The sequence below is a fragment of the Lentzea flaviverrucosa genome (assembly GCF_003350445.1).
In the GTDB taxonomy this organism is placed as follows: domain Bacteria; phylum Actinomycetota; class Actinomycetes; order Mycobacteriales; family Pseudonocardiaceae; genus Lentzea; species Lentzea californiensis.
Genome location: NZ_QQAU01000003.1, coordinates 591,379 through 614,609 on the forward strand (window position 1 = coordinate 591,379; position 23,231 = coordinate 614,609).

Sequence of the window (23,231 nt, forward strand, 5' to 3'; positions counted from 1 at the left end):
CCGGTGATTGTTCCCATGCCCACGAGCGCGCCCCGTCGCACGGGCTCGTTCGTACTGACCGAAGACGTGACCGTCCGGGTGACCGGGCAGGCGCGCACCGCGGCGGCGATGCTGCGCGAGCACGTCTTCCGGGAGACCGGCTACCTGCTGGCGGAGTCGCCCGACGGCATGCTGATGGTGTCGCACGACCCGGCCATGCGCGGGCTCGGCCCCGAGGGGTACGCGCTGCTGGTCAGCAACGACGCCATCATGCTGCGCGCGGGCACCCAGGCCGGGCTGCGGCACGGCGTGCAGACGTTCCGGCAGCTGATGACCCGCGACGGCACGGTCCGCGCTGCCGACGTGCGCGACTCCCCCGCGTTCGCGTGGCGCGGGGTGTCGAGCGCGCTGCTCCCGCCCGCCGAGATGCGCAGGGCGATCGACCGGATGGCCGCCTACAAGCTCAACGTCCTGCACGTCTTCCCCGACGGTGACCCCGACGCGCTGCGCGACCTCGTCGAATACGGCCGCGACCACGGCATCACCGTGGTGCCCGAGCTCGGTCCGGCGACGGTGGAGTTGCTGGAGCTGTTCCCGAGCCGCTGGGTGCACATCGGTACCGCCAAGCTGACGACGAAGTTCGCCGGTCTGCTCGAACGCCACGGCAAGCTGCCGGTGCGCTGGCACGACGGCGACGCGGCCGTTCTCGGCCCGCACGGCAAGCTCGCGGAGGGCGACGACGTGCTGCGCGCCATCGCGACCGCGGGCTGGGTGGGCGAACTGCGCACCGCCTCGGCCGTGGCACCCGCCTGGTAGGTCGTTCACAGTCGTCGCGTGATCGCAGGTCACGCGACGACCGCGGTTCACATGTTTATCTTTGACCAGCGGGCGCTCAGTGGGCGCCGAAGCCGTCCGACCGGGGAAGTTGCGCCACCCCAAGCCTTCTCGGCGCGTCCGTGAACCTGTCCGTTGGCTGTTGGCTCCTGAATCGACGCTGATCACGTGCGATCGTGGCTGTCGTGCGGGCCTCAACGAAGTCGCGGGCAGTCCACCGGTTCCGGCTGTTGCTCGTGGACGACGACCGGGAGCTGGTGGAGTTGCTAGCCGCGGTGCTGCGCGGTGAGGGGTACGACGTCGACATCGCCTTCGACGGGCAACGCGGACTGCACCTCGCCCTCACCCGGCCCTACGACATCGTCGTGATCGACCGCGTCCTGCCGGTCGTCGACGGGCTGGACCTGTTGTCCCGGTTGCGTTCCCGGTCCGTGCGGACGCAGGCCCTGATGCTCACCGCGATGGGGTCGGTGCACGACCGGATCGACGGCCTCGACGCCGGCGCCGACGACTACCTCGCCAAGCCGTTCGACCTGGGCGAGCTGACCGCGCGACTGCGGGCGCTGTGCCGGCGGGCGGCGGAACTGGCCGCGGTGCTGCGCATCGGCGCCGGCCGCCTGGAGCTCGAACAGCACCAGGTCGTGCTGCCCGACGGCGAGAAGGTGCCGCTCACCACCAGGGAGTTCGCACTGCTGCGGGTGCTCGCCACGCACCCGGAGACGGTGCACACGCGGGCGGCGTTGCGGCGCACGGTGTTCTGCGACGCGCCATCCCAGTCCATTGTGGACACCTACGTGCACTACCTGCGTTCGAAGGTAGGACGTTCGGTCGTGCAGACCGTTCAGGGCATCGGTTACCGGTTGGGGGCGCTGTGAGGTCGTGGGCGGAGGCGGAGCGGGCGGAGGTCCGCCGGGCGCGGCTGCGGGTCAGCGTGCTGGTGGGCCTGGCGATCACGCTGATGATCGCGTTCGTCGGCGCGATCGCGTACGTCGTCATCGCGCACGCGCAGGAAACCCAGGTGTCGCGCGAACTCCGCTACAACGCCCTGTACGGCGTGCCGGGCATCGCCCCCCGCTGCGCGTGGGTGTTCGTGCTGGAGGACGGCGTCCTGCACGAGGGTGATCTGCAGGTACCCGGCGGGTTCCCCCTGCGGGACGACATCGACGCGGTCCACAGCTCGGGCACCGCCCTGCCCCGTGACGTCACCGCGAACGGCACGCAGTACCGGGTGCTCACCGCACCGGGCGCGGACGGCACGACGGTGCAGGCGGTGTTCGACATGCGCTACCAGCTGGCCGACCGCGCGCACCTGCTGCAGGCACTGGTGATCGCGTTGGTCTGCGGCCTGCTCGTGGCAGCGCTGATCGGCCTGGGCATCAGCCGCCGCACAGTCGGCCCACTGGCGGAAGCGCTGGCGAGACAACGCCGGTTCGTCACCGACGCGAGCCACGAACTGCGCACCCCGATAGCCCGCGCCTACCTGCGCGCCCAGCTGCTCGCCTCCCACCTGCCCGCCGACCAGCGCACCGACCTCGACGCACTGGCCAGGTCGATCCGCGGCCTCGCCGACGTGGTGGACGACCTGCTCGCCTCCGCGCAGCTCCCACAACGCCTCGACGGCCGGCCCGTGGACCTGGCCGATGTCGCGGAAGCCGCGGTGGTGGGCGAGACCGAACGCGCTGCCGAGCGGCGGATCACCTTGGCCCTGGACCACCCCGGACACCCGGTGGTGGTGCACGGGATCGAAACCGGGCTGCGGCGGGCCGTCGACGAGCTGCTGGCCAACGCCGTCCGGCACACGCCGGAGGGCGGGCGGATCTCGGTGGCCGTGCGGGTCGGCGGTGGGATGGCGGAGCTCGTCGTGTCCGATGACGGCGAGGGGTTCGAGGCCGGTGAGGCGGAGCGGTTGTTCGCCCGGTTCCACCGGGGTGCGGGTGAGGGGCGGTTCGGGCTGGGGCTCGCGCTGGTGCGGGAGATCGTGACCGGGCACGGTGGGACGGTCGAGGCCGTGGGGCGGCCTGGGCTGGGAGCTCGGTTCACGCTGCGGATTCCGGTGGTGGGGCAAGTCGGCGTGACGGCTGGGCAGCAGAGTGGTGGCAGCGTGGCAGCGGTGGTGTGACGCGGCAGCGGTCGCGTGGCAGCGGTGGCGGTCGCTGGGGCGGTCACGTGGCCGCCGCCCGGCGAGAGCCTTCGGCACCACCCAGGCGACGCCACCACCGCTCACCTCACCAGCGCTCCCCCTCGAACGCCGCCGCACTCCCCTCACCACTGCCGGCTGACCACCACCTCCGCCGCCACCCGGACGTCCTCGTCCAGCGGGCGGTCCGGGTCCACCGGCTCGATGGCCGAGGCCAGCGCGTCCAGCAACGCCGCGCACCGGGGTGCGGTCGGGCGGCGGCCACCCACGTGCACGGCCTGGCGCAGGCCCAGGGCGAGTGAGCCGCACAGCAGGCGCAGCAGTTCCGCGAGGTCGTAGGCGCGCAACGCGGCCTGTGTGCCGAACGGGACCACGTCCTGGTTGTGCAGGTTGGTCGGCAGGCTCTGCGTGCTGGCCGGCAGGACGCCGCGGCGGATCTCGGCGACGAACGCCGTTGTGGCCAGTTGGACGCCTTGCAAGCCGTGTTGCTGGCCTGGTCCGGCGGCGAGCATGGGTGGGAGGCCGGTGTTGCGGACCGGGTCGACGAGCAGGTCGAGCTGGCGTTCGGCCAGGTTGCCGAGTGAGGCCGTGACCATGGCGACGACGTCGGCGGCGAAGGCCGCGGGCTGGCCGAAGAAGTTGCCGCCGTGGGCGATCAGGTCGTCTTCGGGGAAGAACAGCGGGTTGTCGCTGACACCGCCCAGGTCCGCGGCGACGACGCTGTCGGCGTAGCGCAGGGCGTCCTCGGCGGCGCCGAGGAGCTGGGGTGCGCAGCGGATGCTGTACGGCTCCTGCAGAGCGCGCAGGCCGCTGGGTGTGGTGCCGCCGAGCATGGAGCGCATCCACCCCGCCACCGTCACGGCACCGGGGTGGCCGAACGCGGAGATCAGGCGCGGGTCGGTGAAGCCGGGATCGGCGCCGACGACGTCGACCAGCAGGCACGTCAGGTCGGTCAAAGCGACGTGTGAGGCTCGCACGGACGACAGGGCGAGGGCCAGCGCCGCCGTCGTGACGGAGGTGCCGTTGACCAGGGCCAGGGCGTCGCGGCCGTCCAATTGCAACGGCGAGAGTCCTGCGGAGGAAAGAGCATCGGCCGCGGGGCGGCGGACGCCGTCGAGGTAGGCGTGCCCGCGGCCGCGCAACGCCTGGGCGGCGTACGCGAGCGGGATGAGGTCTCCGCTGGCGCCGACGGAGCCGTAGCGCGGGATGGCCGGGACGAACGTCGTCGCGAACATCGCGGACAGGCCCTCGACGACGTGCGCGGAGACGCCGGACAGGCCCTGCGCCAGGGACCAGGTGCGCACGAGCAGTGAGGCTCTGGCGATGTCCAGGGGCAGGTCGGGGCCTTGGCCCGCGCCGAGGTGTGCGAGGGTGTTGTCGCATTGATCGGCTTCGGAGGACCTGCCCGCGAAGCCCACCAGGGCGCCGAACCCGGTCTTGGCGCCGTACACCGGGCGCTCGTCGTCGGCCAGGACCGTGCGCAGGTAGGCGCGGCCTCGTTCGACTCGGTCGAGCACGTCGGCGCCGACGAGAACGGGGAGCGGCCCGGAAGCGCGCTGAAGGTGCGGAACGGTCAAGGGCGAACCCAGGTCCACGGACGTGTCTGAGGCGGTCGTGGTCACCGCACGGACGGTAGGCAGCCGATCTCAGAAAGTTCTGAGATCGCGTGGGTAGCTTCCCCGTCCATGGCTCACGACTACCTGATCATCGGCGCGGGACCGGCCGGTTTGCAGCTCGCCGCACTGCTCGAGCGGGACGGTCGCGACTACGCCGTCCTGGAGCGCGGCAGCGGGGCCGGCACGTTCTTCACCCGCTACCCGCGGCACCGCAAGCTCATCTCCATCAACAAGGTCCACACCGGATCCACCGATCCCGAGCAGCGGATGCGGATGGACTGGAACTCCCTGCTGCTCGACGACCCCGAGCTCCTCTTCACCCGCTACACGCCCCGGTACTTCCCGGACGCCGACGACATCGTCCGCTACTTCCAGGACTGCGCGGCGGGCCTGAAGGTCCACTACGACATCGATGTCACGAGCATCGCGCGCGACGACGACGGGTTCGCGGTCACCGACCACAGTGGACTGACCTGGCACGCGAAGAACCTCGTGATGGCCACCGGGGTGTCCCAGCCGCACGTGCCGCCGATCCCCGGCATCGAGCACGCCGAGCGCTACGACACCTTCGACACGGACCCGGAGTCGTTCACCGGCCAGCGGGTGCTGGTGATCGGCAAGGGCAACTCGGGCTTCGAGACCGCCGACGCGCTGGTCGAGCACGCCGCCGTCATCCACGTCGCCGGGCCGCGCTCGGTGAAGCTGGCCTGGCAGACGCACTACGTCGGGCACCTGCGGGCGGTGAACAACAACTTCCTCGACACCTACCAGCTCAAGTCCGAGAACGCGGTCATCGACGGCAGTGTCGAACGCGTCGAGCGACGGCCCGAGGGCGGGTTCCGGATCCAGTTCCGCTACGCGCGCTCGGTCGAGAGGACCCGCGAGCTGGAGTACGACCGCGTCATCGCGTGCACCGGATTCCGGTTCGACTCCTCGATCTTCGCGGAGGACTGCCGGCCGGCGCTGGTCATCAAGGACCGCTTCCCGCAGCTGACCTCGGCGTTCGAGTCGACGACCGTCCCCGGCCTGTACTTCGCCGGCACGATCACCCAGTCGCGGGACTTCAAGAAGTCGACCAGCGGGTTCATCCACGGCTTCCGCTACGGCGCCCGCGCGCTGCACCGCGTGCTGAGCGCCCGCAACCACAGCACCCCCTGGCAGGGCACCGATCTGGAGCTCTCACCCGAAGCGATCAGCGAGGCCGTCATCGCCAGGGTGAACAGGTCTTCGTGCCTGTGGCAGCAGTTCGCGGTCATGGGCGACGTCGTGAGCGTCGACGGCGACACCGCCCGGTACTCCGAGGAGGTGCCGGTCGCGTTCGTGGCGGACGGCGGTCTCGGCCCGGCCGAGCACCGGTTCGTGGCGACGCTGGAGTACGGGCCGGAGCACGACACCGTCGACCCGTTCGACATCAGCATCCCCCGTGTCGCCGAGAACGACCCCGTGACCGCGGCAGACGCGAGCTACCTGCACCCGGTCGTCCGCCACTACCGGCACGGCGTGCTCGCGGCGACGCACCACCTGGCGGAGAACCTGGAGAACCACTGGGACCTGCCGGAGGTCCACCAGCAGCCGCTCGGCGTGTTCGTGAAGGAATGCCTTGCCGGCGCGTGACACCGAGCCGTTCCCGCGGGCCGTGCTCGACGTGCTCGGCGCCGCCGCGGACCGGCCGGTGTTCGAGCACGGCACCCGCGTGGTGACCGGCGCGGAGTTGCTCGACATGGTCGCGCGCATCGCGAACGGGTTGCGCGGCAAGGGACTTGGCCCCGGGGACGGCGTCGCCCTGCTGCTCGGCGTGACCGCGGAGGCGTTCGCGACGATCCTGGCGGCCCACGCCGTGGGCGCGCGGGTGGCCGGGGTGCGGCCGGGGTTGACGGACGCGCAGGTCGAGCACCTGCTGAGCCTGGACATCAAGCTGGTGCTGCGGGACGCCGACCTCGCGGACCTGCTCGCCTCCTCCCCCGCACCCCTGCGCTGCGACGGCCGTCCCGGCGACATCGCCCGGCTCATCCACACCAGCGGCAGCACGGGCGCTCCGAAGGCCTGCGCCCAGACGTACGCGTCCATGACCGACGCCTGGACCGCCCGTCCCGCTGCCTGGCCTCCCGCGATCCGGGAGCTGGCGGCACGGCTCGACCGGTACCTCGTGTTCGGATCCCTGTCGAGCCAGGTGATGTTCGAGTACGCGGTCCTCACCCTCACGGCCGGTGGCACGGTCGTCGTCGCGGACAACCCCGCCGACGCGATCACCCGCCTCAAGGCCACCGCACGCGTGATCACCGTGCCCGGCCTGGCGAAACTCGTCGCCTCCCAGAAACGCGACCCCGCCGACCTGTCGACCCTGCGAGCCCTGCTGGTGTCCGGCTCTCCCCTGACCCCCGATCGGCACCGCGAGGCACTGGACACCCTGGGACCGGTTCTGTTCCACGGCTACGGGCAGACCGAGACCGGGATGATCTCGATGGCCACGCCGGACGATCCTCCTGGCACGGTCGGCAGACCGCCGGTGGACGTGGAACTGCGCGACGGCGAGCTGTTCGTCCGCACACCGGGCCAGGCCTGCGGCTACTGGGGCAACCCGGAGGAGTCCGCCGAGGTCTTCGTCGACGGCTGGGTCCGCACCCGCGACCTCGGCCGGTTCGACGCCTTCGGCTACCTGCGCCTGACCGGCCGGGCCCGCGACGTCGTCATCGTCAACGCGAACCTGCACTACATCGGCCCGATCGAGCAGGCGATCGCCGAGCACCCGGACGTCGCCGAGGCCTACGTCGTCGCGGTACCGGACGACGAGACCGGCGAGGCCGTGCACGCCTTCGTGGTCCCCCAAGCCGATCGCGTTCCCGGGCTCGGCGAGCTCCAGGCGCTCGTGACCGGACGGCTGGGCGCGGCCTGCGCTCCCGTGCGGGTCACCGCGATCTCCGAACCACCCGTCGCTCCCAGCGGCAAACCCGACAAGCGTCAGCTGACTGCGTGAAGGAGAACGTCGTGTCCAGCGAGGTAACGACCGAGTGTCTCGTGATCGGCGCCGGTCCGGCAGGGCTGCAGGCGTCCTACCTGCTCAAACAGGCGGGACGTGACCACCTGGTGCTGGAGTCCGGCCAGGCCGCGGGGACGTTCTTCACCCGCTTCCCCCGGCACCGGCAGCTGATCTCCATCAACAAGATCCACACCGGCTGGGACGACCCCGAGCTGAACCTGCGCGTCGACTGGAACTCGTTGCTCTCCGACGATCCCGCGCTGCTGTTCACCGGCTACACCCCGCGCTACTTCCCGAACGCCGACGACATGGTCCGCTACCTCGGCGACTTCGCCGTCAAGAACGACCTGCCGGTCCGCTACGACACCAAGGTCGTCACGGTGACGCGGCCGGACGACTTCGTGGTGCGTGACCAGCACGGCGGCACCTACCGCGCGAAGCGGGTCATCGTGGCGACGGGCGTCTCGCAGCCGTACACGCCGGACATCGAGGGTGTCGAGCACGCCGAGCACTACTACGACGTCTCCGTCGACCCGCAGGACTTCACGAACAAGAAGGTGCTGATCATCGGGCGCGGCAACTCGGCGTTCGAGACCGCCGACGCCCTCGTCGAGACAGCCTCGGTCATCCACGTCGCCGGGCCCGGTTCGCTGAAGCTGGCGTGGCAGACGCACTTCGTCGGCCACCTGCGGGCCGTGAACAACAACTTCCTCGACACCTACCAGCTCAAGTCGCAGAACGCCGTGCTGGACGGGCACATCAGGGGCATCCGCCGCGACGGCGACGACTACCTGGTGAAGGTCAGCTTCCAGCGGGTCGACGAGGTGGTCAAGGAGATCCGCTACGACCGGGTGATCCTCGCGACCGGGTTCCGGTTCGACGCCTCGATCTTCGCCCCGGAGTGCCGGCCGCAGCTCACCATCAACTCGCGCTTCCCGGACCAGACCGCGGCATGGGAGTCGGTGAACGTCCCGGACCTGTTCTTCGCGGGAACGATCACGCAGATGCGCGACTTCAAGAAGTCGACCAGCGGGTTCATCCACGGCTTCCGCTACGGCGTGCGCGCCCTGCACCGGATCGCGGAACAGCGCTACCACGGCGTCGACTGGCCCAGCCGCTCCGTCGACCCCACGCCCGAGGCAGTCACCGAGGCGGTCGTCGAACGGGTCAACCGGACCTCCGCGCTGTGGCAGCTGTTCTCGTTCCTCGCCGACGCCGTGCTGACCGGCGAGGACGGCTCGGTGCGCTACGTCGAGGAGGTGCCGGTCGCGCACCTGCACGAGGCCGTGGAACGCGGCGAGTTCGGCGACGTCGCCTCGTACCTGACGGTGACGCTGGAGTACGGCGAGGACCACGACAAGGTCAACCCGTTCGACATCACCGCCGGCCGCACCTCGCAGGACGACACCAGCGGGCTCGACGGCCGCTACCTGCACCCGGTGGTGCGGCGGTTCCGCGCCGGCGTGCTCGTCGACGAGCACCACATCACCGAGAACCTCGAGAACGAGTGGGACAGCGAGGCCGTGCACAAGGCGCCGCTGCGGGAGTACCTGAGGTGAACCCGGTGCTCGCGGAACTGCACGACAAGGCACGCGCGGTGCTCGACCCCGTCCACTACGACTTCTTCGCGGGCGGGGTCGGGGACGAGGTCGTGCTCGCGGACAACGAGGCCGCCTTCCGGCGCCTCGCCCTGCTGCCGAGGGTGTTGCGGGGCAACGAGATCAGCGACGAGTTCCCCGTGCTGATCTCGCCCACCGCGTTCCACCGGCTCGCCCACCCCGACGGTGAACTGGCCACGGCGCGGGCGGCGGGCGCGACGACGCTCGTGTCGAGCATGGCCTCGACCGTGCCCATCGCCGGTGTCGTGGCGGCCGCCGGCGGGCCGGTGTGGTTCCAGCTCTACGTCCAGCCCGACATGGACGTCACGGAAGCCCTGGTGCGGCGCGCGGAACGGTCGGGCTGCGCGGCGTTGGTCGTGACGGTCGACTCCCCTGTCTTCGGCCGTCACCGGCGAGACATCGCGCACGGCTTCCACGACCTGCCCGCCGGTCTCGCCGCGGAGAACATGCGCGATCTGGCCGGGGAGGCCCTGCGGAACATCGAGATGTCGCCGGCGGTGTCGTGGGAGCACCTCGACCGGATCCGGGACATGACGACGCTTCCGTTGTGGGTGAAGGGGATCCTGCACCCGCGGGACGCGGTGCTCGCGGTCGGGCACGGCGTGGCGGGCATCGTCGTGTCCAACCACGGCGGACGCCAGCTCGACCTCGTGCCGGCGTCGCTCGACGCGTTGCCCGCCGTGGTCGACGCGGTGGCCGGACGGGTCCCGGTCGTGCTCGACGGCGGTGTCCGCAGTGGAGGGGACATCGCGCTGGCGCTGGCACTGGGAGCGTCGGCCGTCGGCATCGGCAGGCCCGTGCTGTGGGGCCTGGCGGCGGACGGCGAGCAGGGCGTGCGGCGGGTGCTCGACGTGCTGCGCGACGAGTTCCGGCACGTCCTGGCGATGTGCGGCGGCGAACTGTCCAGGGACATGGTGGTGGCCCGGTGCTGAACTGGTTGCCCGCACGGGTGGTCGCGTTGCGCGCCAAGGTGTTCGAGAAGGTCAACGGCGACAACGCCATCACCTTCCCCAACGACCAGGTCGGCCCCGAACGCTTCCAGGAGCTCTACAGCCACCCCGCCGCGAACGGCCGCAGCAGGGGCGCCGGGCTCTCGGACCTGTTCTGGTACTGGCTCTCCCCCGGTCCCGAGGTGCACCAGGAGCACCTGGAGGCCGGGCCGCGCTACGACGACGTGGCCCGCGCGACCCGCACGTTCCTCTCGGGGTCGAGCGAGAGCCTGGCGGCGGCCGCGACGCGGTGCACCGCGAAGGTGCTGGACGAGGTGATCACCGGCCGGGTCACCTCCGTGCGGTTGCGCGAGCTGATGATGCCGGTGTGGGCCGAGTACTTCTACGAGCTGGTGTTCGGCGAACCGTGCCCGCGCCACGCGCGTGACCTGATCGTCGCGCACGCCACCGACGTCGTGACCTCGTTGAAGTGCACGGGTTTGCGCCATCCCGCCCGCCGTGCCCGGCTCACGCGCTACCTGCGGGTCCGGCTCGCGGACGTCGTGCACCCGCTGCCGCGGACGTTGTCGGAGACCGAGCAGGTGCACTACCTGCAGGGCACCTACTTCAACACCGCCGTCGTGCAGATGGCCGAGGCGATGGCGCACCTGCTGCTCGCACTGGCCCAGCACCCCGAAGCGATCCGGCGCGTCGACGACGACCGGTACTTCGCCCACGTCCTCGACGAGACCTTCCGGCTCTACCCGTTGTTCGGCATCGCCCACCGCATCACGACCGCCGACGTCGAACTGGACGACCGCACGTTCTTCCCCGCCGGTTCGGTGCTGTGCTTCAACTACCCCGCCTACCACGCCACCGGCTACGACGACCCCGACGCGTTCGACCCCGGCCGCTGGGAGACGACGGCGGCGCGCAACGAACACCACATCCCGTTCGGCGTCGCCGCCAACCGCCCCTGCCCGGCGTGGCGCCTGTCCCCGATCGTGATGCGCGCGTCCGCCCGGGAGGTGCTGCGCCGCGTCACCCCGCACTCCTCCGTCACGCACACCCGCTCGTTGCCCAGCCGCGGACCGTGCCTGCTCGTCCGCGACGGCCCGGTACCGCGTTCCAGGCTGGCGCTGATGCGCGTGCGCGACCGCTGGGAGGACGTCTGGCGCAGCGTCGTCCAGCTCGTGCTCGGCACCGCCATGGTGCTGCACGCCCACCGGCTCCGGCCTGCCGGGCGCTACTTCGACACGCACGACACGCAGGGTTGCCCGGTCCGGCACTGACCCCAGGAGATCCACGGTGAACCAGATCCACTTCGCGTTGCAGGTCTTCGCCGCGCTGGCGGTCGTGCTCGCCGCGACCACCGTCTGCGGACGGCTCGCCATGCTGGTCAAACAACCCAGGGTCGTCGGCGAGATGGTCGCCGGCGTCCTGCTCGGCCCCGCGCTGCTCGGCGCCGTCGCCCCCGGCGTGCAGGCCCAGCTCTTCCCCGCCGACGTCAAGAGCACCCTGTACGTCCTCAGCACGATCGGCCTGACGTTCTACATGTTCCTCGTCGGGTCCTCTTTGGACCACGGCCTCACCACGGGAGCCAACGCGCGCAAGGCGTCCGTGCTCGCCGTCTCCGGCATCGTGCCCACGTTCCTGCTCGGCGCGGGCGCGGCACTGCTCTTCTTCGACTCGCTGAGCCCCGAGGGGTCCAGCCTGTGGGTGTTCATGCTGTTCGTCGGCGGCGCCCTGTCGATCACCGCGTTCCCGATGCTCGCCCGGATCCTGCAGGAACGCGGCATCGCCAACACCCCCATCGGCGGCCTCACCCTGGTCGCCGCCGCGATCGACGACGCCGTGGCGTGGGCGTTCCTCGCGCTGATCATCGCCGTGGGCGCGTCCGGCAGCCCGTCCGGCGCCCTGCGCACCATCCTCGGCGCGGCGCTCTTCGCGGTGCTGATGCTCACGGTGGGCCGCAAGCTGCTGGCCAAGCTCGGTGAACGAGCCGAACGCGACGGCGAGCTCAGCCGCGACATGGTGGCCGTGATCCTGCTGCTCGTCCTGCTCGCAGGCTGGTACACCGACCTCATCGGCGTGTTCTCGGTGTTCGGCGGCTTCATCACCGGCCTCGCGATGCCCAAGTCACCGGTCGTGCGCCACGAGCTGGAGACCAAGCTCTCCGACCTCAACTCCATCCTGCTGCTGCCGGTGTTCTTCGCGTTCAGCGGCCTCAACACGCGGCTGGACGGCTTCGGCTCGGGCGGCGCGCTGTGGTTCCCGCTCGCGGTGATCATGCTGGCCGCGTTCGCCGGCAAGTACCTCGGCTGCGGACTCGTGGTCCGCGCGCAGGGTTACTCGTGGCGCTACGCCTCCGCGGTCGGCGGCCTGATGAACGCCCGCGGGCTGATGATCCTCATCTTCATCAACATCGGCCTCGCCTACGACCTGGTGACACCGGAGATGTTCGCGATCCTCGTCGCCGTCGCGATCGTCACCACGGCCGCGGCGATGCCGATCTACCGGGCGTCGCTGCCCGACCACCTCGAGGCCGGAGCCGACGTCAGGACCCCGTCACCAGTGCGCTGAGCCGCTCGACGACGGCGGCCGGGGCCGGCATGTCCGCGATCTCGGCCGCCACCCGCACGGCGACCTCCCGTGCCGACGGGTCGTCGAGCAGACGGCCCGCCGCGCTCATGACGGCGTCCGCGGTGATCTCCTGGCCGACGAGCTTCGCACCCGCGCCGGTCTCGGCCAGCACGTCGGCGTTCACGAACTGGTCGGCGCCCTGCGGCAGCACCAGTTGCGGCAGCCCGGCAGCGAGCGCGCCGAGCACCGTGCCCGTTCCGCCGTGGTGCACCACGAGTCCGGCCCGCCGGAGCACCTCCGCCTGCGGCACGAAACCGGCGACGTGCACGTTCGCCGGCACGTCACCGAGCGACGCGGGATCACCCGGTCCGACGGCCACCAGGACGTTCACCGGCAGCCGGGCGAGGCCGTCGACCGCCCTGCGGAGCACGTCCGTCGTACCGAACGACACCGTGCCGAGCGTCAGGTACACCAACGGTTTCGTCGAACCGAACTCGGGCATCGGCACGTCCAGGTCGAACGCCGCCGGCCGCTGCCGCAGCACGGTGGGCAGCGCCGCGACGACCGGATCGCGCACGGTGTCCGGCCACAGGTCGATCGCGACGTCGCCCAGCATCAGGTCGGCGGGTGCGGCACCCTCCCACATCCACGCCATCTCCTCCGCTGCCATCCGCTGGATCGCGGGAGGCATCGAGCGGCCGATCACGTGCGCGACGAACGGGATCCCAGCGTCGCGCGCCGCCTTGGCGGCACCGGTGTCGCTCTGCTCGTAGACGACCAGGTCGGGCCGGATCCTCGGCAGGAGCGCGCCGAGGTCCCTGACCGTCGCCCGCGGCACCAGGTCCGCGAACATCGTGATCAGCAACCGCGGGACGTCCGCGTCGCCGTGCCGCCTGCGGGCCTCCGCCTCGGCCTCGGCGATCGAGATGCCCGACGGGTGGGCCTCGAAGCCCAGCGCACGCGCCTTCTCCACGAAGCCCGCACCGGTCGCGAACACGACCTCGTGCCCGGCCCGCTGTGCCGCGCGCGCCAGCGGGATCAGCGGGAACAGGTGGCCGTAGGCGGGACGGCACGAGAAGAGGATGCGCACCTCGTCGAGGCTAACGATCTTCTGGCACCGCACACCGCCGAAGCTTGATTTTGGTCAACACTGAAGTCATAGAGCTAAACAATACCGACGGTGAACGCCGCCCTGCGCAGCTTGCCGCCGTGGACGAACTCCAGGAACAGCCGGTACTCGCCGCGATCGGCGAACACCGCCTGGAAGCTCAGCTCGCCGTTGTCCAACGGGATCCCCGCCAGCTCGACCGGGTGCAGGTGCGTGGCCGACAGCAGCATGGTGTGGAAGCCGGTCATGTGCCCGTTGGCGCCGAGGTGCGGCTCCAACGAGCTCACCGGCTTGCCGTCCGGCCCGCGGATCGACAGCCGGAGCACGTGCGTGCTCATCGGCTTGGGCCGGCCCTCGTCCACGCGCACCACGGTGTAGCCGTCGGTGGTGGTCGCGCCGGCCTCGGGGGCGGGAACCGGGACCACCGTCGTGTCACCGGGAACGCTGAACGGCACGCCCAGCACCACCGGGTGGCGGGGGTCCTGCGTGTCGAGCGGCACGAACTCGGCGAACATCCGGTAGACGCCGCCGTCGGGCAACGAGAGCTCGGTGCGCCAGGTGTCTCCGTCCAGGACGGGGTGCAGGTGCTCGAAGACGAACATGTCCTCGCGCACGGAGAAGAAGTGCATCTGCTTGGTCTGGTCGTCGAGGAACCTGGTGACGGGTTTGTTCGTGCTGTCGAGGATGCGGAACGCCACCGGCACCGCCGTGCCTCGCGTGCCGGGCGTGGTGACCGGCTCGAAGCGGTAGCCGCTCTCCACATCGGACAGACCGTCGCTGTGCGCGGCGGGGACCACGGCGCCCATGTTCTGGTGCTGCATCGGCGGTGCGGACCGGGCGAACACCATGATTCCGCCGCCCGCCACGACCGCGACGGCGAGCAGGGCGAACATCCAGTCGACGAGGCTGAGCTTGCGCATGACAACTCCTCGCAGCGCGGGTGGGCGGCGACGGCCGCCCACCCGCGTCAGGGTCAGAACTGAAGGCTCCACGCGTCGATGTAGCCGACGTCGGAGCTGGCCACGTCCTGCACCTTGAGCTGCCAGGAGCCGACGGCGTCCTCAGCCGCGGCGTTGACCTCGTAGGTGGTCAGCACGTTGTCACCGGAGTCGTTGCCGGACCCCTTGAGGCGGAACGAGGTCCCGTCCGGCGCGACCAGGTCGACCACCAGGTCCCCGCGGTACGGGTGCTTGATGTCGACGTTGACCTTCAGCGCCGCCGGGGCCTTGCCGGACACGCCGGAGACCGAGACGGAGGACGTGACCGCCGCTCCCCTGTCCGGGATCTGCACGTCCGCGGTGTTCTCGAACTTGCCGCCCACCGGCGGCGGCTCGACGGCCCCGAGGTTGGGCTTGACCACGACCAGGCCCTGCTCGATGCCGTTCACCAGGACGATGCCGCTGGCGAAGTACGGGTAGTTGCTCCACGCCCCGTTGAACTTCGCCTCGTTCGCCGCCGGGTAGATGTCGAAGAACCCGGCCTCCGTCAGCTGCGCCGAGGCGACACCGCTGACGTCGAGGATGCGCAACCCGGCCTGGTAGTTGGCCTGGTAGGAGTACTTGCCCTTGATGTACTGGTTGTGGTCGATCGCGGTGGCCGGCGAGTTGTAGACGCCCGTGTGCACCGGGTTCGCGAGGCTCGCCAGGTCCCAGATGTAGGTCTTGGTGCGCTTGTCGGTGCCGCGCGACTCGTCCAGCTCGTCGTCGAGCAGGAAGTACCGCTGGTCCTCGGTCAGCCAGCCCTGGTGCGAGTACTGCGCGCCGGAGTAGGCCTTGCGCGAGATCTGGACCGGCCTGGTCTTGTCGGTCACGTCGACGATCGTCAGCGTGTCCTCGTTGGAGTTGAAGCAGATCTCCCGGCCGCGGTAGGTCGCGTCCGGTCCGCGGTAGACGACGCACTGGTTGTCGTGCGTGTAGCCGTCCTGGGAGACGCAGCCCGCGTTCTTCGGCGACTTCGGCGTGCGGATGTCGACCATGTGCGGGCCGCCGCTGCACGTGTTGGAGCCGATCGCGTACGCGTACCCGGTCTCCTCGTTGATGGCGATGTTGTGCGCCGGCCCGAAGTCCTTGTACAGGGCGTCGGCGGTGAACGTCTGCGGTGTGGTGATCGTCCGCAGGCGGGTCAGGTCGAACACCTGCATGCCGTGGCCGGTGATGAAGTCGGCGACGATGAAGGCGTGGTCCTTGTAGACCTTCATGTCGCGCCACGAGCTGCTGCCGCCGTTGGACGGCAGGTTGCCCAGGAACTTCGGTGCCGTCGGCGTGCTGACGTCGACGAACGCGGTGCCGTTGGTGCGGCCGACGACCGCGTACTCCTTGCCGGAGGACGGGTCGGTCCAGCCCCAGATGTCGTTGCCGTTGCCACCGCCCATCGCGGACAGGGGCAGCACGCTGAGCAGGTCGACGTTCTTGCAGGGGTAGATGTCGGCCTTGCCGTTGACGCACGGCACGCCGGCGGCCTGGCCGGAGACGGCGTGACGGTCGGCGGGCAGGTGGTCGGCCAGGAACGTCCTGGCGGCGGCCTGGCCCTCCGCGGTGTTGGGGTCGTGGGCTGAGGCGCCCGTCATCGAGAGGGCGACCGCTGAGACCGTCAAGACGGCCAGCGCCCCCATGCGCAGGGATTTCATGTAGTTGGACTCCTTCGCACCGGGAAGCAGGGGGTTCCCGGTCACCAACAGACGGTAGAAGCGGCAGGTACTCCCCGTGAAGCGTCGTTCGTCTGGTTCGGGGTGGAATGTCGATCAGCTCGATACGCTCGGCCCATGGACAGCAGCCGCCAGAACCGCGTGCGCCAGGCGTTCGACGACTTCTTCGCGCCGGGTGAGCCGAAGTCGGGGAGCTGGGTGCTGGACCTGTTCCAGCGCACGGCGGAGACGGTGCCCGCCTACCGGAAGCTCCTGCGCGACAACGGGATCGAGCCGGCCACGATCCGGACGTTCGAGGACTTCCAGCGGTTGCCGCTGCTCGACAAGGCGGGCTACCACGAGCGGTACCCGCTGCCGGAGCTGTGCCGCGACGGGAAGCTCGACAACTGCGACATGATCGCCGTGTCGTCGGGGTCGAGCGGCAGGCCGACGATCTGGCCGCGCGGTGTCGAGGACGAGCTGCACGTGGCGCGCCGGTTCGAGCAGGTGCTGGTGGACGGGTTCCACGCGGACGAGCGCAGGACGCTGGCCGTGGTGTGCTTCCCGCTCGGCACGTGGGTGGGCGGCCTGTTCACGCAGGCGTGCGTCCGGCACCTCGCGGCCAAGGGCTGCCCGATCACGGTGGTGGCGCCGGGCAACAACAAGGCCGAGATCCTGCGGGTGCTCCCCGAACTGGCGCCGCACTTCGAGCAGGTCGTGCTGCTGGGCTACCCGCCGTTCGTGAAGGACGTCGTCGACACCGGGCTCGCGCAGGGCGTCGACTGGCCCGCGTACCGGATCAAGCTGGTACTGGCCGGTGAGGTGTTCAGCGAGCAGTGGCGCGACCTGGTGTCGCGGCGCGCCGGCATCGCGGACCCCGTCACCGACGTCGCTTCCCTCTACGGCACAGCGGACTCCGGCGTGCTGGGCAACGAGACCGCGTTGTCGGCGAGCATCCGCGGGTTCTTCGCCGCCCACCCGGACAAGGCCCGGGAGGTCTTCGGGGACTCGCGACTGCCGACGCTCGTGCAGTACGACCCGGCGAGCCGGTTCTTCGAGGTGCACGACGGCACGCTGGTGTTCACCGCCGACGGCGGGATCCCGCTGATCCGCTACCGGATCGCCGACGAGGGCGGGGTCCTCGGGCACGCGGAGCTGCTGGAGTACTGCGCCCGCAACGGTTTCACTCCCCCGGCCGGGCCGGAGCTGCCGTTCGTGTTCCTGTTCGGGCGGTCGCTGTTCACGGTGTCGTTCTTCGGCGCGAACGTCTACCCGGAGAACGTGGCGGTCGGCCTGGAGCAGCCCGGCATCAGCGACGTGGTGACGGGGAAGTTCGTGATCGAGTCGGTCGAGGACGACGATCGCGACCGGCTGTTGCGGATCACCGTCGAGACCGCGCCGGGCGCCACGGCGGACGCGGCGGTGATCGCGGAGGCGGTCCGGGCCCAGCTTCTGCGGCTCAACAGCGAGTACGCCCACTACGTCCCGGCCGAACGGCAGACGCCCGAAGTCGTGCTGCGTCCGCACGGCGATCCGGAGTACTTCCCGGCCGGGGTGAAACACAGGTACACCCGACGACCCTGAAAAGCGCTATTGCGCCACGGAGCAATAGCTTTTCTCCGCTTCCCCTCCCTGCTTAAAGTGGCGCCCGGCGGAATTAATTTTGGGTTAGGGAGGAATCCTTTGAGGTTCGTTCGGCGTATTTTGCTGGCGTTGATGCCACTCGCCATGCTCTTCACCGTCGCTCTCGCTGCCCCGAGCGCGCAGGCGGAGGCACCGGTCGCCGAGGCCGCCGCCGTGGGCGCGGCCTTCGACTCCGAGACCGGCCAGGCGCTCGCCGCCTGGGACTGCAACACCGGCAACATCTGCTTCTGGGACGGCTTCGGCGGCAAGGGCAGCCGCTGCATGTGGGACGTGGCGGACTCGGACTGGACCTCGGGCACCTACAAGTGCTCCTGGGCCACGGACCGGGAGGTCAAGTCCGTCTACAACCGCGGCACGTCCTCCGCCAAGGGCGTCAGGTTCTACCGCAACACCGGCTACAACGGATCGATCGGCTGCACGAAGCAGGGCCAGAAGGGTGACCTCGCCGGCACCTACCAGGTCCGCTCGCACCAGTGGGTCAGCACCAGCTGCGGCTGATCATGGCCGAGTAGCACAGAACCGGACGCGGGGCACTCGCCTCGCGTCCGGTTTTCGTTGCGCGATTCGGCGGAGTGACACGCCCAGTATCGTTATGCGCGGTGACCTGGCCTGGGGAGGTTGCTGTGTTGCGCATCCATTTTTCCACTGGTGATCTGGAGCGTACGCAGGTAGCGGAAAGGGTGGATCCACTCTGGGAAATGGTGTTCAGCTGGCTTCGGCTGACCGAACTGGACAGCGGGTTGTTGCTGCAGCCGTGGCTTCGTCACGTCCGCCGCAACGGGGACCGGCAGGTGATCACGTCCGGCGTTCGCATGCTGTCCGTGCTCGCACCGCTCGGTCCGTACTTCCCGGACTTCCTCACACCGCCCGAGGGTGCGCAAGGACTGGGGAGCGCGCTCGCCGCGATCCGGTCCACACCCCGGCACCGGCTGCGAGAGGAGTTCGGGCGGCTGGAGGAGGTGCGGCCGGTTCCGGAGTGGACGCGTCCACTGGCGGCGGGCGACGGCGAGTCCCTGATGGGTCTCACCGAGGCGCTCATCCGGTACCACCGCGAGGTGATCGAGCCGTACGGCGATCTGATCGACGAGGCGGTCGAGACCGACCGCGTGCACCGCAACGGTCTCGCGTGCGACGTCGAGGGGTTGCTGCGGGGCATGTGGCCGTTGATGAACTGGCGGGCGCCGGTGCTGGAGGTCCAGTACGCGCACGACCGGGACCTGTACCTCAACGGGCGCGGGCTGCGGCTGGTGCCGTCGTACTTCTGCCGCCGCACACCGGTCGCGTTCGCTGATCCGGGGCTGCCGCCGACCGTGGTGTACCCGTTGCACCACGACTGGACGTGGCAGCGCCAGCTCGCGAGCGGACGGCGTGAGCAGGGCGCGCTCGCGGCGTTGCTCGGCACGACCCGATCAGCGGTGCTGGCGGCCGTCGGTGCCGGGGCCACGACGACCGAACTGGCGGAACGCCTCGGCGCGTCACCGTCGTCGGTCAGCCGGCACACGACGGTGCTGCGGGAGGCGGGGTTGCTGACGACGGAAAGGCAGGGGTTGTCCGTGCTGCACCAGCGAACGCTGCTGGGGTCGGCCCTGCTCGGCAAGAACTGAGTTCGCCGCGCGCGGAACCGGTGGCGGACGTGACCGGGCCGCCGGTCCACTGGGAAGGTGGCTGCCTACGACGACATCGCGGACTGGTACGAGGAGCGGTTCCTGACCGCGCAGCGCGGCGATCCGCTCGGGATCGGCCGCACGGTCAGGGACCTGCTCGGTGACGGTGCCGGGACCTGCCTGGAGATCGGTTGCGGAACGGGCGTGCACGCCACGCTCCTGCGGGAGCTGGGGTGGACGCCCGTCGGCGTCGACCTGTCGGCGGGGATGCTGCGCCACGCCCGAGCCCGGTTGCCGGTCGTGCGGGCGGACGCGAGCCGATTGCCGTTGCGGGACGACAGCGTCCCGGCCGCGGTGGCGGTGATGGTGCACACCGACATGCCCGCCTATCCGGACGTCCTGCGCGAGGTGGCCAGGGTGCTGCGGCCGGGCGGCATGTTCGTGCACGTCGGCGTGCACCCGTGCTTCTGCGGCGGGTTCGCCGATCGCGGCGACCCCGCCGCGGTGGTGGTCCGGCCCGGCTACCTCGACGTCCACCACACCAGGGAGTCGTGGACCGATCAGGGCTTGCGGGACAAGGTCGGCGCGTCGCACTGGCCGTTGCCGACCCTGCTGAACGCCTTCCTCGACGCGGGGCTCACTCCTCGCCGGTTCGCCGAGGGCGGGACTCCGGTACCCGTCGTGCTCGCTGCCGCGACCACAAAGCCACCCCACACGCGGCCAGCGCCAAGCCCGTGAGCAGGACGTGGATCGCAGCGCCGAACCGCGTCGCGAACGTCACGTCCGTGCGCAACGGCACGGTGTCCACCATCAGGTCGTCGGTGAACATCCCGGTCGACCGCACGACGCTGCCGTCCGGCCGCACCACCGCGCTCACGCCGCTGATCGCCGCGACCACGACCGCGCGGCCGTGTTCGATCGCGCGCAGGCGTGCCATCCCGAGCTGCTGGTAGGTCATCTCGCCGCGGCCGTACCAGGCGTTGTTCGTCGGCACGACCAGGAGTTGGGCACCGTCGGCGGCGCTCTCCCGCAGGACGTAGTCGTAGGCGACCTCGTAACAGATGCCGACGCCCACTCGGGTGCCCGCGATGTCCAGCACGCCCGGTTCGGTGCCCGCGTCGAGGTCGGGCTGGTCGGCGAACGGCGTGAAGATCCGGGCGAGCGGGCGCAGCGGGATGTGCTCGGCGAACGGGACGAGCTCCTGCTTCGCGTACGACTCCCCCGCGCCGGTCTTCGGGTCCCAGGTGATGACGGAGTTCTGCCCGTCGCGCAGCGCGCTCACCAGGGTCGGCACGCCGAGGTCGGCGATGGCGGCGTCGAGCACCGGGTCGCGGTCACGGGTCCTGGTCGCGCTCTCCGGCCACACCACGAGGTCCGGCTTCGGCAATGCGCCGCCGCGGACCAGCGCGGCCAGTTCAGCGGTCTTGCGCAGGTGGTTGTCGCGCAGGGTGGCGCCCTCGGTGAGCAGTCCGAGGCCGAGGTCGGGGGCGTTGCCCTGCACGACCGCCACGGTCCGCCGGCCGGTCTGCGCCTCGATCGAGATCAACGGGCTCACGACGAGCGAGGCGACGATCGGCACCAGCGCCCAGGCGCGGGTCCACCTCGGGAACCAGGCGGCCAGGCCGAACCCGGTGAACACCACGGCGAACGTCACGAGCGGCGCGCCGCCGAGCACGGCGAGGCGCGCGAACGGCCCGTCGACCTGACCGAACGCGACGCGGCCCCACGGGAAGCCGTTGAACGGGATCAGCCCGCGCAGGGTCTCCTGCAGCACGAACAGCAGCGCCGCCCACACCGGAGCCGCCGGCAGTCGGTTGACCAGCGGGAACAGCGCGCAGACACCGCAGATGAACAACGCCATCAACGCGCTGAGCACCAGCCACGGCCACGGCCCGAAGTCGTTGCCCAGGAAGTGCTGGATCCACCACAGGTGCGGCAGGAAGAACGCGAGCCCGAACGCGAACCCGAGACCGGCGCTGCGGCGGGCGCCCGCGCCCTTCAGCGCCAGCCAGAACACCACGAACGCGGGAACGGCGAGCCACCAGAGCGTGCGCGGCGGGAAGCTCAGGGCCAGCGCGCCGCCGGCCACCGCCGCCGCGCCGTAGCGGGCGAGATCAGGCTTGCGCAACGGACACCCTCGCCCGGCGCAGGACGAGGTACGCGCCGCCGACGAGAGCGATCCCGACGACGTAGGCGCCGACCAGCTCGGGCACGCGGCCCGCGAAGTTGCCCGCGAGCGGCGGCACCAGCAGTGCGAACACCCCGGCGAGCACGGCGACCCGCGTCCGCCACGGCCCCACCGGCAGGCACGCGGCCAGCGGCAGCACGGCCCACAGCAGGTACCACGGCTGGATCACCGGCCCCAGCACCACGATCAGGCTCATCATCATTCCCAGCGAAGTCACCTCGGAGATCCGTCCGCGCAGCTGGCGGCCCAACACCACCGCCACGCCGCACAGGATCAGCACGAGCCCCGCGATCCGTGCCGAGGAGATCATCGCCTGCCCGGCCTGCGGGCCGAACACCGCACCCGCCAGATAGCCGGGCCAGTTCGTCGGAGCCATCCAGCTGTTCACCTTCGACGGCGTGCCGAGCGCCTGCACCCAGCCGAAACCGGACCCGCCGGCCAGCGATGTCACGACCGACACCACCCCGGTGGCCGCGACCATGGCGAAACCCGCCGTGACGAACCGGGCCCAGCCGCCGCCCAGCCTGCGTGCCAGTGCGGTGCCCACGACCGCGAGCGCCACCAGCGCGGGCAGCTTGACCTGCGCGCCCAGTCCGATGAGGACGACGCCGGCCGTGTACTGCCACCACTTCAGTTCGGGCAGCGCGTGCAACGCGACGACGGTGCCGGACAGCATGAGGCCGAGCATCAGCGCGTCGTTGTGGACACCGCCGATGAGATGCCACAGCACCAACGGGTTCATCACACCCAGCCACAACGCCGTGCGCTCCCGCACACCCGTCATGGCGGCGAGCCTGGGCACCGCCCACACGACGAGCAGCAGTCCCAGCGCGGCGACCAGCCGGTACAACCCGATGCCCAGGACGGGGTCGCCGCCGGTGACCTCGGTGATCGCCCGCTCGACCGCGGTGAACAACGGCCCGTACGGCGATGGCGTCTCGCGCCAGTAGACGCCGACGCGTGCCACGGCCTCCGCGCTCGCGCCGGCTGCCGGGCTGACCACGTTGGGGTCGAGCCCGTTCGCGGCTACCTCGCCCTGGGCCAGGTAGCTGAAGACGTCGGCGCTGAACAGCGGCGGCGCCACCAGCAGCGGCGCGCACCACCAGGCCAGCGTCCGGCGCAGCCATCCCGGGTCCGGCCTCGTGCGGCCGAGCAGCGCCCACGTCAGCACGACCAGACCGGCACCCGCGATCGCGACGCCCAGCGCCACCGCGCCGCCGGTTCTGGCGCTCACGGCCCAGGCACCGGCGGTGAGCAGGAGCGCACCACCGGAACCCGTCCAGCGCAGCAGTTCCGGGGTGTCGGTGGTGACGGCGGTCGGCCAGCGGTAGGTGACGGTCTGCACGGTGGAGACAGTGCTTTCCGGACGGATCGTCACGCGTCCGACTGT

The 23,231-nt window shown here is 70.8% G+C and carries 19 protein-coding genes; 13 read left to right on the plus strand and 6 right to left on the minus strand.

Going from position 1 to position 23,231, the window contains the following annotated elements:
- Positions 1–3 precede the first annotated feature (3 nt).
- From DFR72_RS12815 to DFR72_RS12825, 3 genes are all read left to right on the plus strand, one after another.
- Positions 4–795 carry a glycoside hydrolase family 20 zincin-like fold domain-containing protein gene (locus DFR72_RS12815; protein ID WP_256237108.1) on the plus strand — a complete coding sequence of 264 codons (792 nt, stop codon included), beginning with the start codon at positions 4–6 and terminating at the stop codon, positions 793–795.
- Between the two features lie 203 nt (positions 796–998).
- Entirely contained in the window at positions 999–1,688 is a 690-nt protein-coding gene (locus DFR72_RS12820; RefSeq protein WP_245982851.1) for a response regulator transcription factor, read from the plus strand.
- Complete coding sequence (locus DFR72_RS12825; RefSeq protein ID WP_245982853.1) at positions 1,685–2,932, plus strand: sensor histidine kinase; 1,248 nt, start codon at positions 1,685–1,687, stop codon at positions 2,930–2,932. The genes DFR72_RS12820 and DFR72_RS12825 overlap by 4 nt, the downstream gene beginning before the upstream one ends.
- Positions 2,933–3,075: 143 nt before the next feature.
- On the opposite strand, the gene DFR72_RS12830 is transcribed toward DFR72_RS12825, so the two are convergent.
- A complete protein-coding gene (locus DFR72_RS12830) occupies positions 3,076–4,572 on the minus strand; it encodes an aromatic amino acid ammonia-lyase (RefSeq protein ID WP_211335400.1) in 1,497 nt (498 codons plus the stop codon).
- Between the two features lie 63 nt (positions 4,573–4,635).
- Here DFR72_RS12830 and DFR72_RS12835 point away from each other — a divergent pair, with 63 nt between their 5' ends.
- The 6 genes from DFR72_RS12835 to DFR72_RS12860 are packed head-to-tail and all read left to right on the plus strand — an operon-like array spanning position 4,636 to position 12,674.
- Positions 4,636–6,180 (plus strand): NAD(P)-binding domain-containing protein, encoded by a 1,545-nt coding sequence (locus tag DFR72_RS12835; RefSeq protein WP_090062396.1) that lies wholly within the window; start codon positions 4,636–4,638, stop codon positions 6,178–6,180.
- The gene (locus DFR72_RS12840; RefSeq protein ID WP_211335401.1) at positions 6,167–7,540 is read left to right on the plus strand and encodes a class I adenylate-forming enzyme family protein; all 1,374 of its coding nucleotides are present in this window, start codon (positions 6,167–6,169) and stop codon (positions 7,538–7,540) included. The genes DFR72_RS12835 and DFR72_RS12840 overlap by 14 nt, the downstream gene beginning before the upstream one ends.
- A gap of 11 nt (positions 7,541–7,551) precedes the next feature.
- Entirely contained in the window at positions 7,552–9,102 is a 1,551-nt protein-coding gene (locus DFR72_RS12845; protein ID WP_090063534.1) for an NAD(P)-binding domain-containing protein, read from the plus strand.
- A gap of 5 nt (positions 9,103–9,107) precedes the next feature.
- A complete protein-coding gene (locus tag DFR72_RS12850; RefSeq protein WP_211335403.1) occupies positions 9,108–10,094 on the plus strand; it encodes an alpha-hydroxy acid oxidase in 987 nt (328 codons plus the stop codon).
- Positions 10,088–11,383 (plus strand): cytochrome P450, encoded by a 1,296-nt coding sequence (locus DFR72_RS12855; RefSeq protein WP_245982855.1) that lies wholly within the window; start codon positions 10,088–10,090, stop codon positions 11,381–11,383. Before DFR72_RS12850 ends, DFR72_RS12855 begins: the two co-directional genes overlap by 7 nt.
- A 16-nt stretch (positions 11,384–11,399) precedes the next feature.
- On the plus strand, positions 11,400–12,674 hold the full coding sequence (locus DFR72_RS12860) for a cation:proton antiporter domain-containing protein (RefSeq protein WP_090062391.1): 1,275 nt from the start codon (positions 11,400–11,402) through the stop codon (positions 12,672–12,674).
- Here the strand turns inward: DFR72_RS12860 and DFR72_RS12865 are convergent.
- The 3 genes from DFR72_RS12865 to DFR72_RS12875 form a co-directional block, all read right to left on the minus strand.
- Complete coding sequence (locus DFR72_RS12865) at positions 12,649–13,764, minus strand: glycosyltransferase (protein ID WP_090063533.1); 1,116 nt, start codon at positions 13,762–13,764, stop codon at positions 12,649–12,651. The genes DFR72_RS12860 and DFR72_RS12865 overlap by 26 nt on opposite strands.
- A gap of 74 nt (positions 13,765–13,838) precedes the next feature.
- On the minus strand, positions 13,839–14,702 hold the full coding sequence (locus tag DFR72_RS12870) for a hypothetical protein (RefSeq protein ID WP_090062390.1): 864 nt from the start codon (positions 14,700–14,702) through the stop codon (positions 13,839–13,841).
- A 53-nt stretch (positions 14,703–14,755) separates the two neighbouring features.
- On the minus strand, positions 14,756–16,453 hold the full coding sequence (locus tag DFR72_RS12875; protein WP_245982857.1) for a choice-of-anchor B family protein: 1,698 nt from the start codon (positions 16,451–16,453) through the stop codon (positions 14,756–14,758).
- A 90-nt stretch (positions 16,454–16,543) separates the two neighbouring features.
- Here DFR72_RS12875 and DFR72_RS12880 point away from each other — a divergent pair, with 90 nt between their 5' ends.
- From DFR72_RS12880 to DFR72_RS12895, 4 genes are all read left to right on the plus strand, one after another.
- Positions 16,544–17,989: a phenylacetate--CoA ligase family protein gene (locus tag DFR72_RS12880; RefSeq protein ID WP_090062388.1), complete on the plus strand. Its 1,446-nt coding sequence runs from the start codon at positions 16,544–16,546 to the stop codon at positions 17,987–17,989.
- 99 nt (positions 17,990–18,088) lie between these two features.
- On the plus strand, positions 18,089–18,547 hold the full coding sequence (locus DFR72_RS12885; protein ID WP_143086555.1) for a peptidase inhibitor family I36 protein: 459 nt from the start codon (positions 18,089–18,091) through the stop codon (positions 18,545–18,547).
- Positions 18,548–18,747: 200 nt separating this feature from the next.
- Positions 18,748–19,653: an ArsR/SmtB family transcription factor gene (locus DFR72_RS12890; RefSeq protein WP_245982859.1), complete on the plus strand. Its 906-nt coding sequence runs from the start codon at positions 18,748–18,750 to the stop codon at positions 19,651–19,653.
- 57 nt (positions 19,654–19,710) lie between these two features.
- Positions 19,711–20,391 carry a class I SAM-dependent methyltransferase gene (locus DFR72_RS12895; protein WP_090062384.1) on the plus strand — a complete coding sequence of 227 codons (681 nt, stop codon included), beginning with the start codon at positions 19,711–19,713 and terminating at the stop codon, positions 20,389–20,391.
- Here the strand turns inward: DFR72_RS12895 and lnt are convergent.
- Both lnt and mptB read right to left on the minus strand, forming a co-directional pair.
- The gene (gene lnt / locus DFR72_RS12900) at positions 20,291–21,781 is read right to left on the minus strand and encodes an apolipoprotein N-acyltransferase (RefSeq protein WP_090062382.1); all 1,491 of its coding nucleotides are present in this window, start codon (positions 21,779–21,781) and stop codon (positions 20,291–20,293) included. The genes DFR72_RS12895 and lnt overlap by 101 nt on opposite strands.
- Positions 21,768–23,219 carry a polyprenol phosphomannose-dependent alpha 1,6 mannosyltransferase MptB gene (mptB, locus tag DFR72_RS12905; RefSeq protein ID WP_090062381.1) on the minus strand — a complete coding sequence of 484 codons (1,452 nt, stop codon included), beginning with the start codon at positions 23,217–23,219 and terminating at the stop codon, positions 21,768–21,770. Before mptB ends, lnt begins: the two co-directional genes overlap by 14 nt.
- Positions 23,220–23,231: the final 12 nt, after the last annotated feature.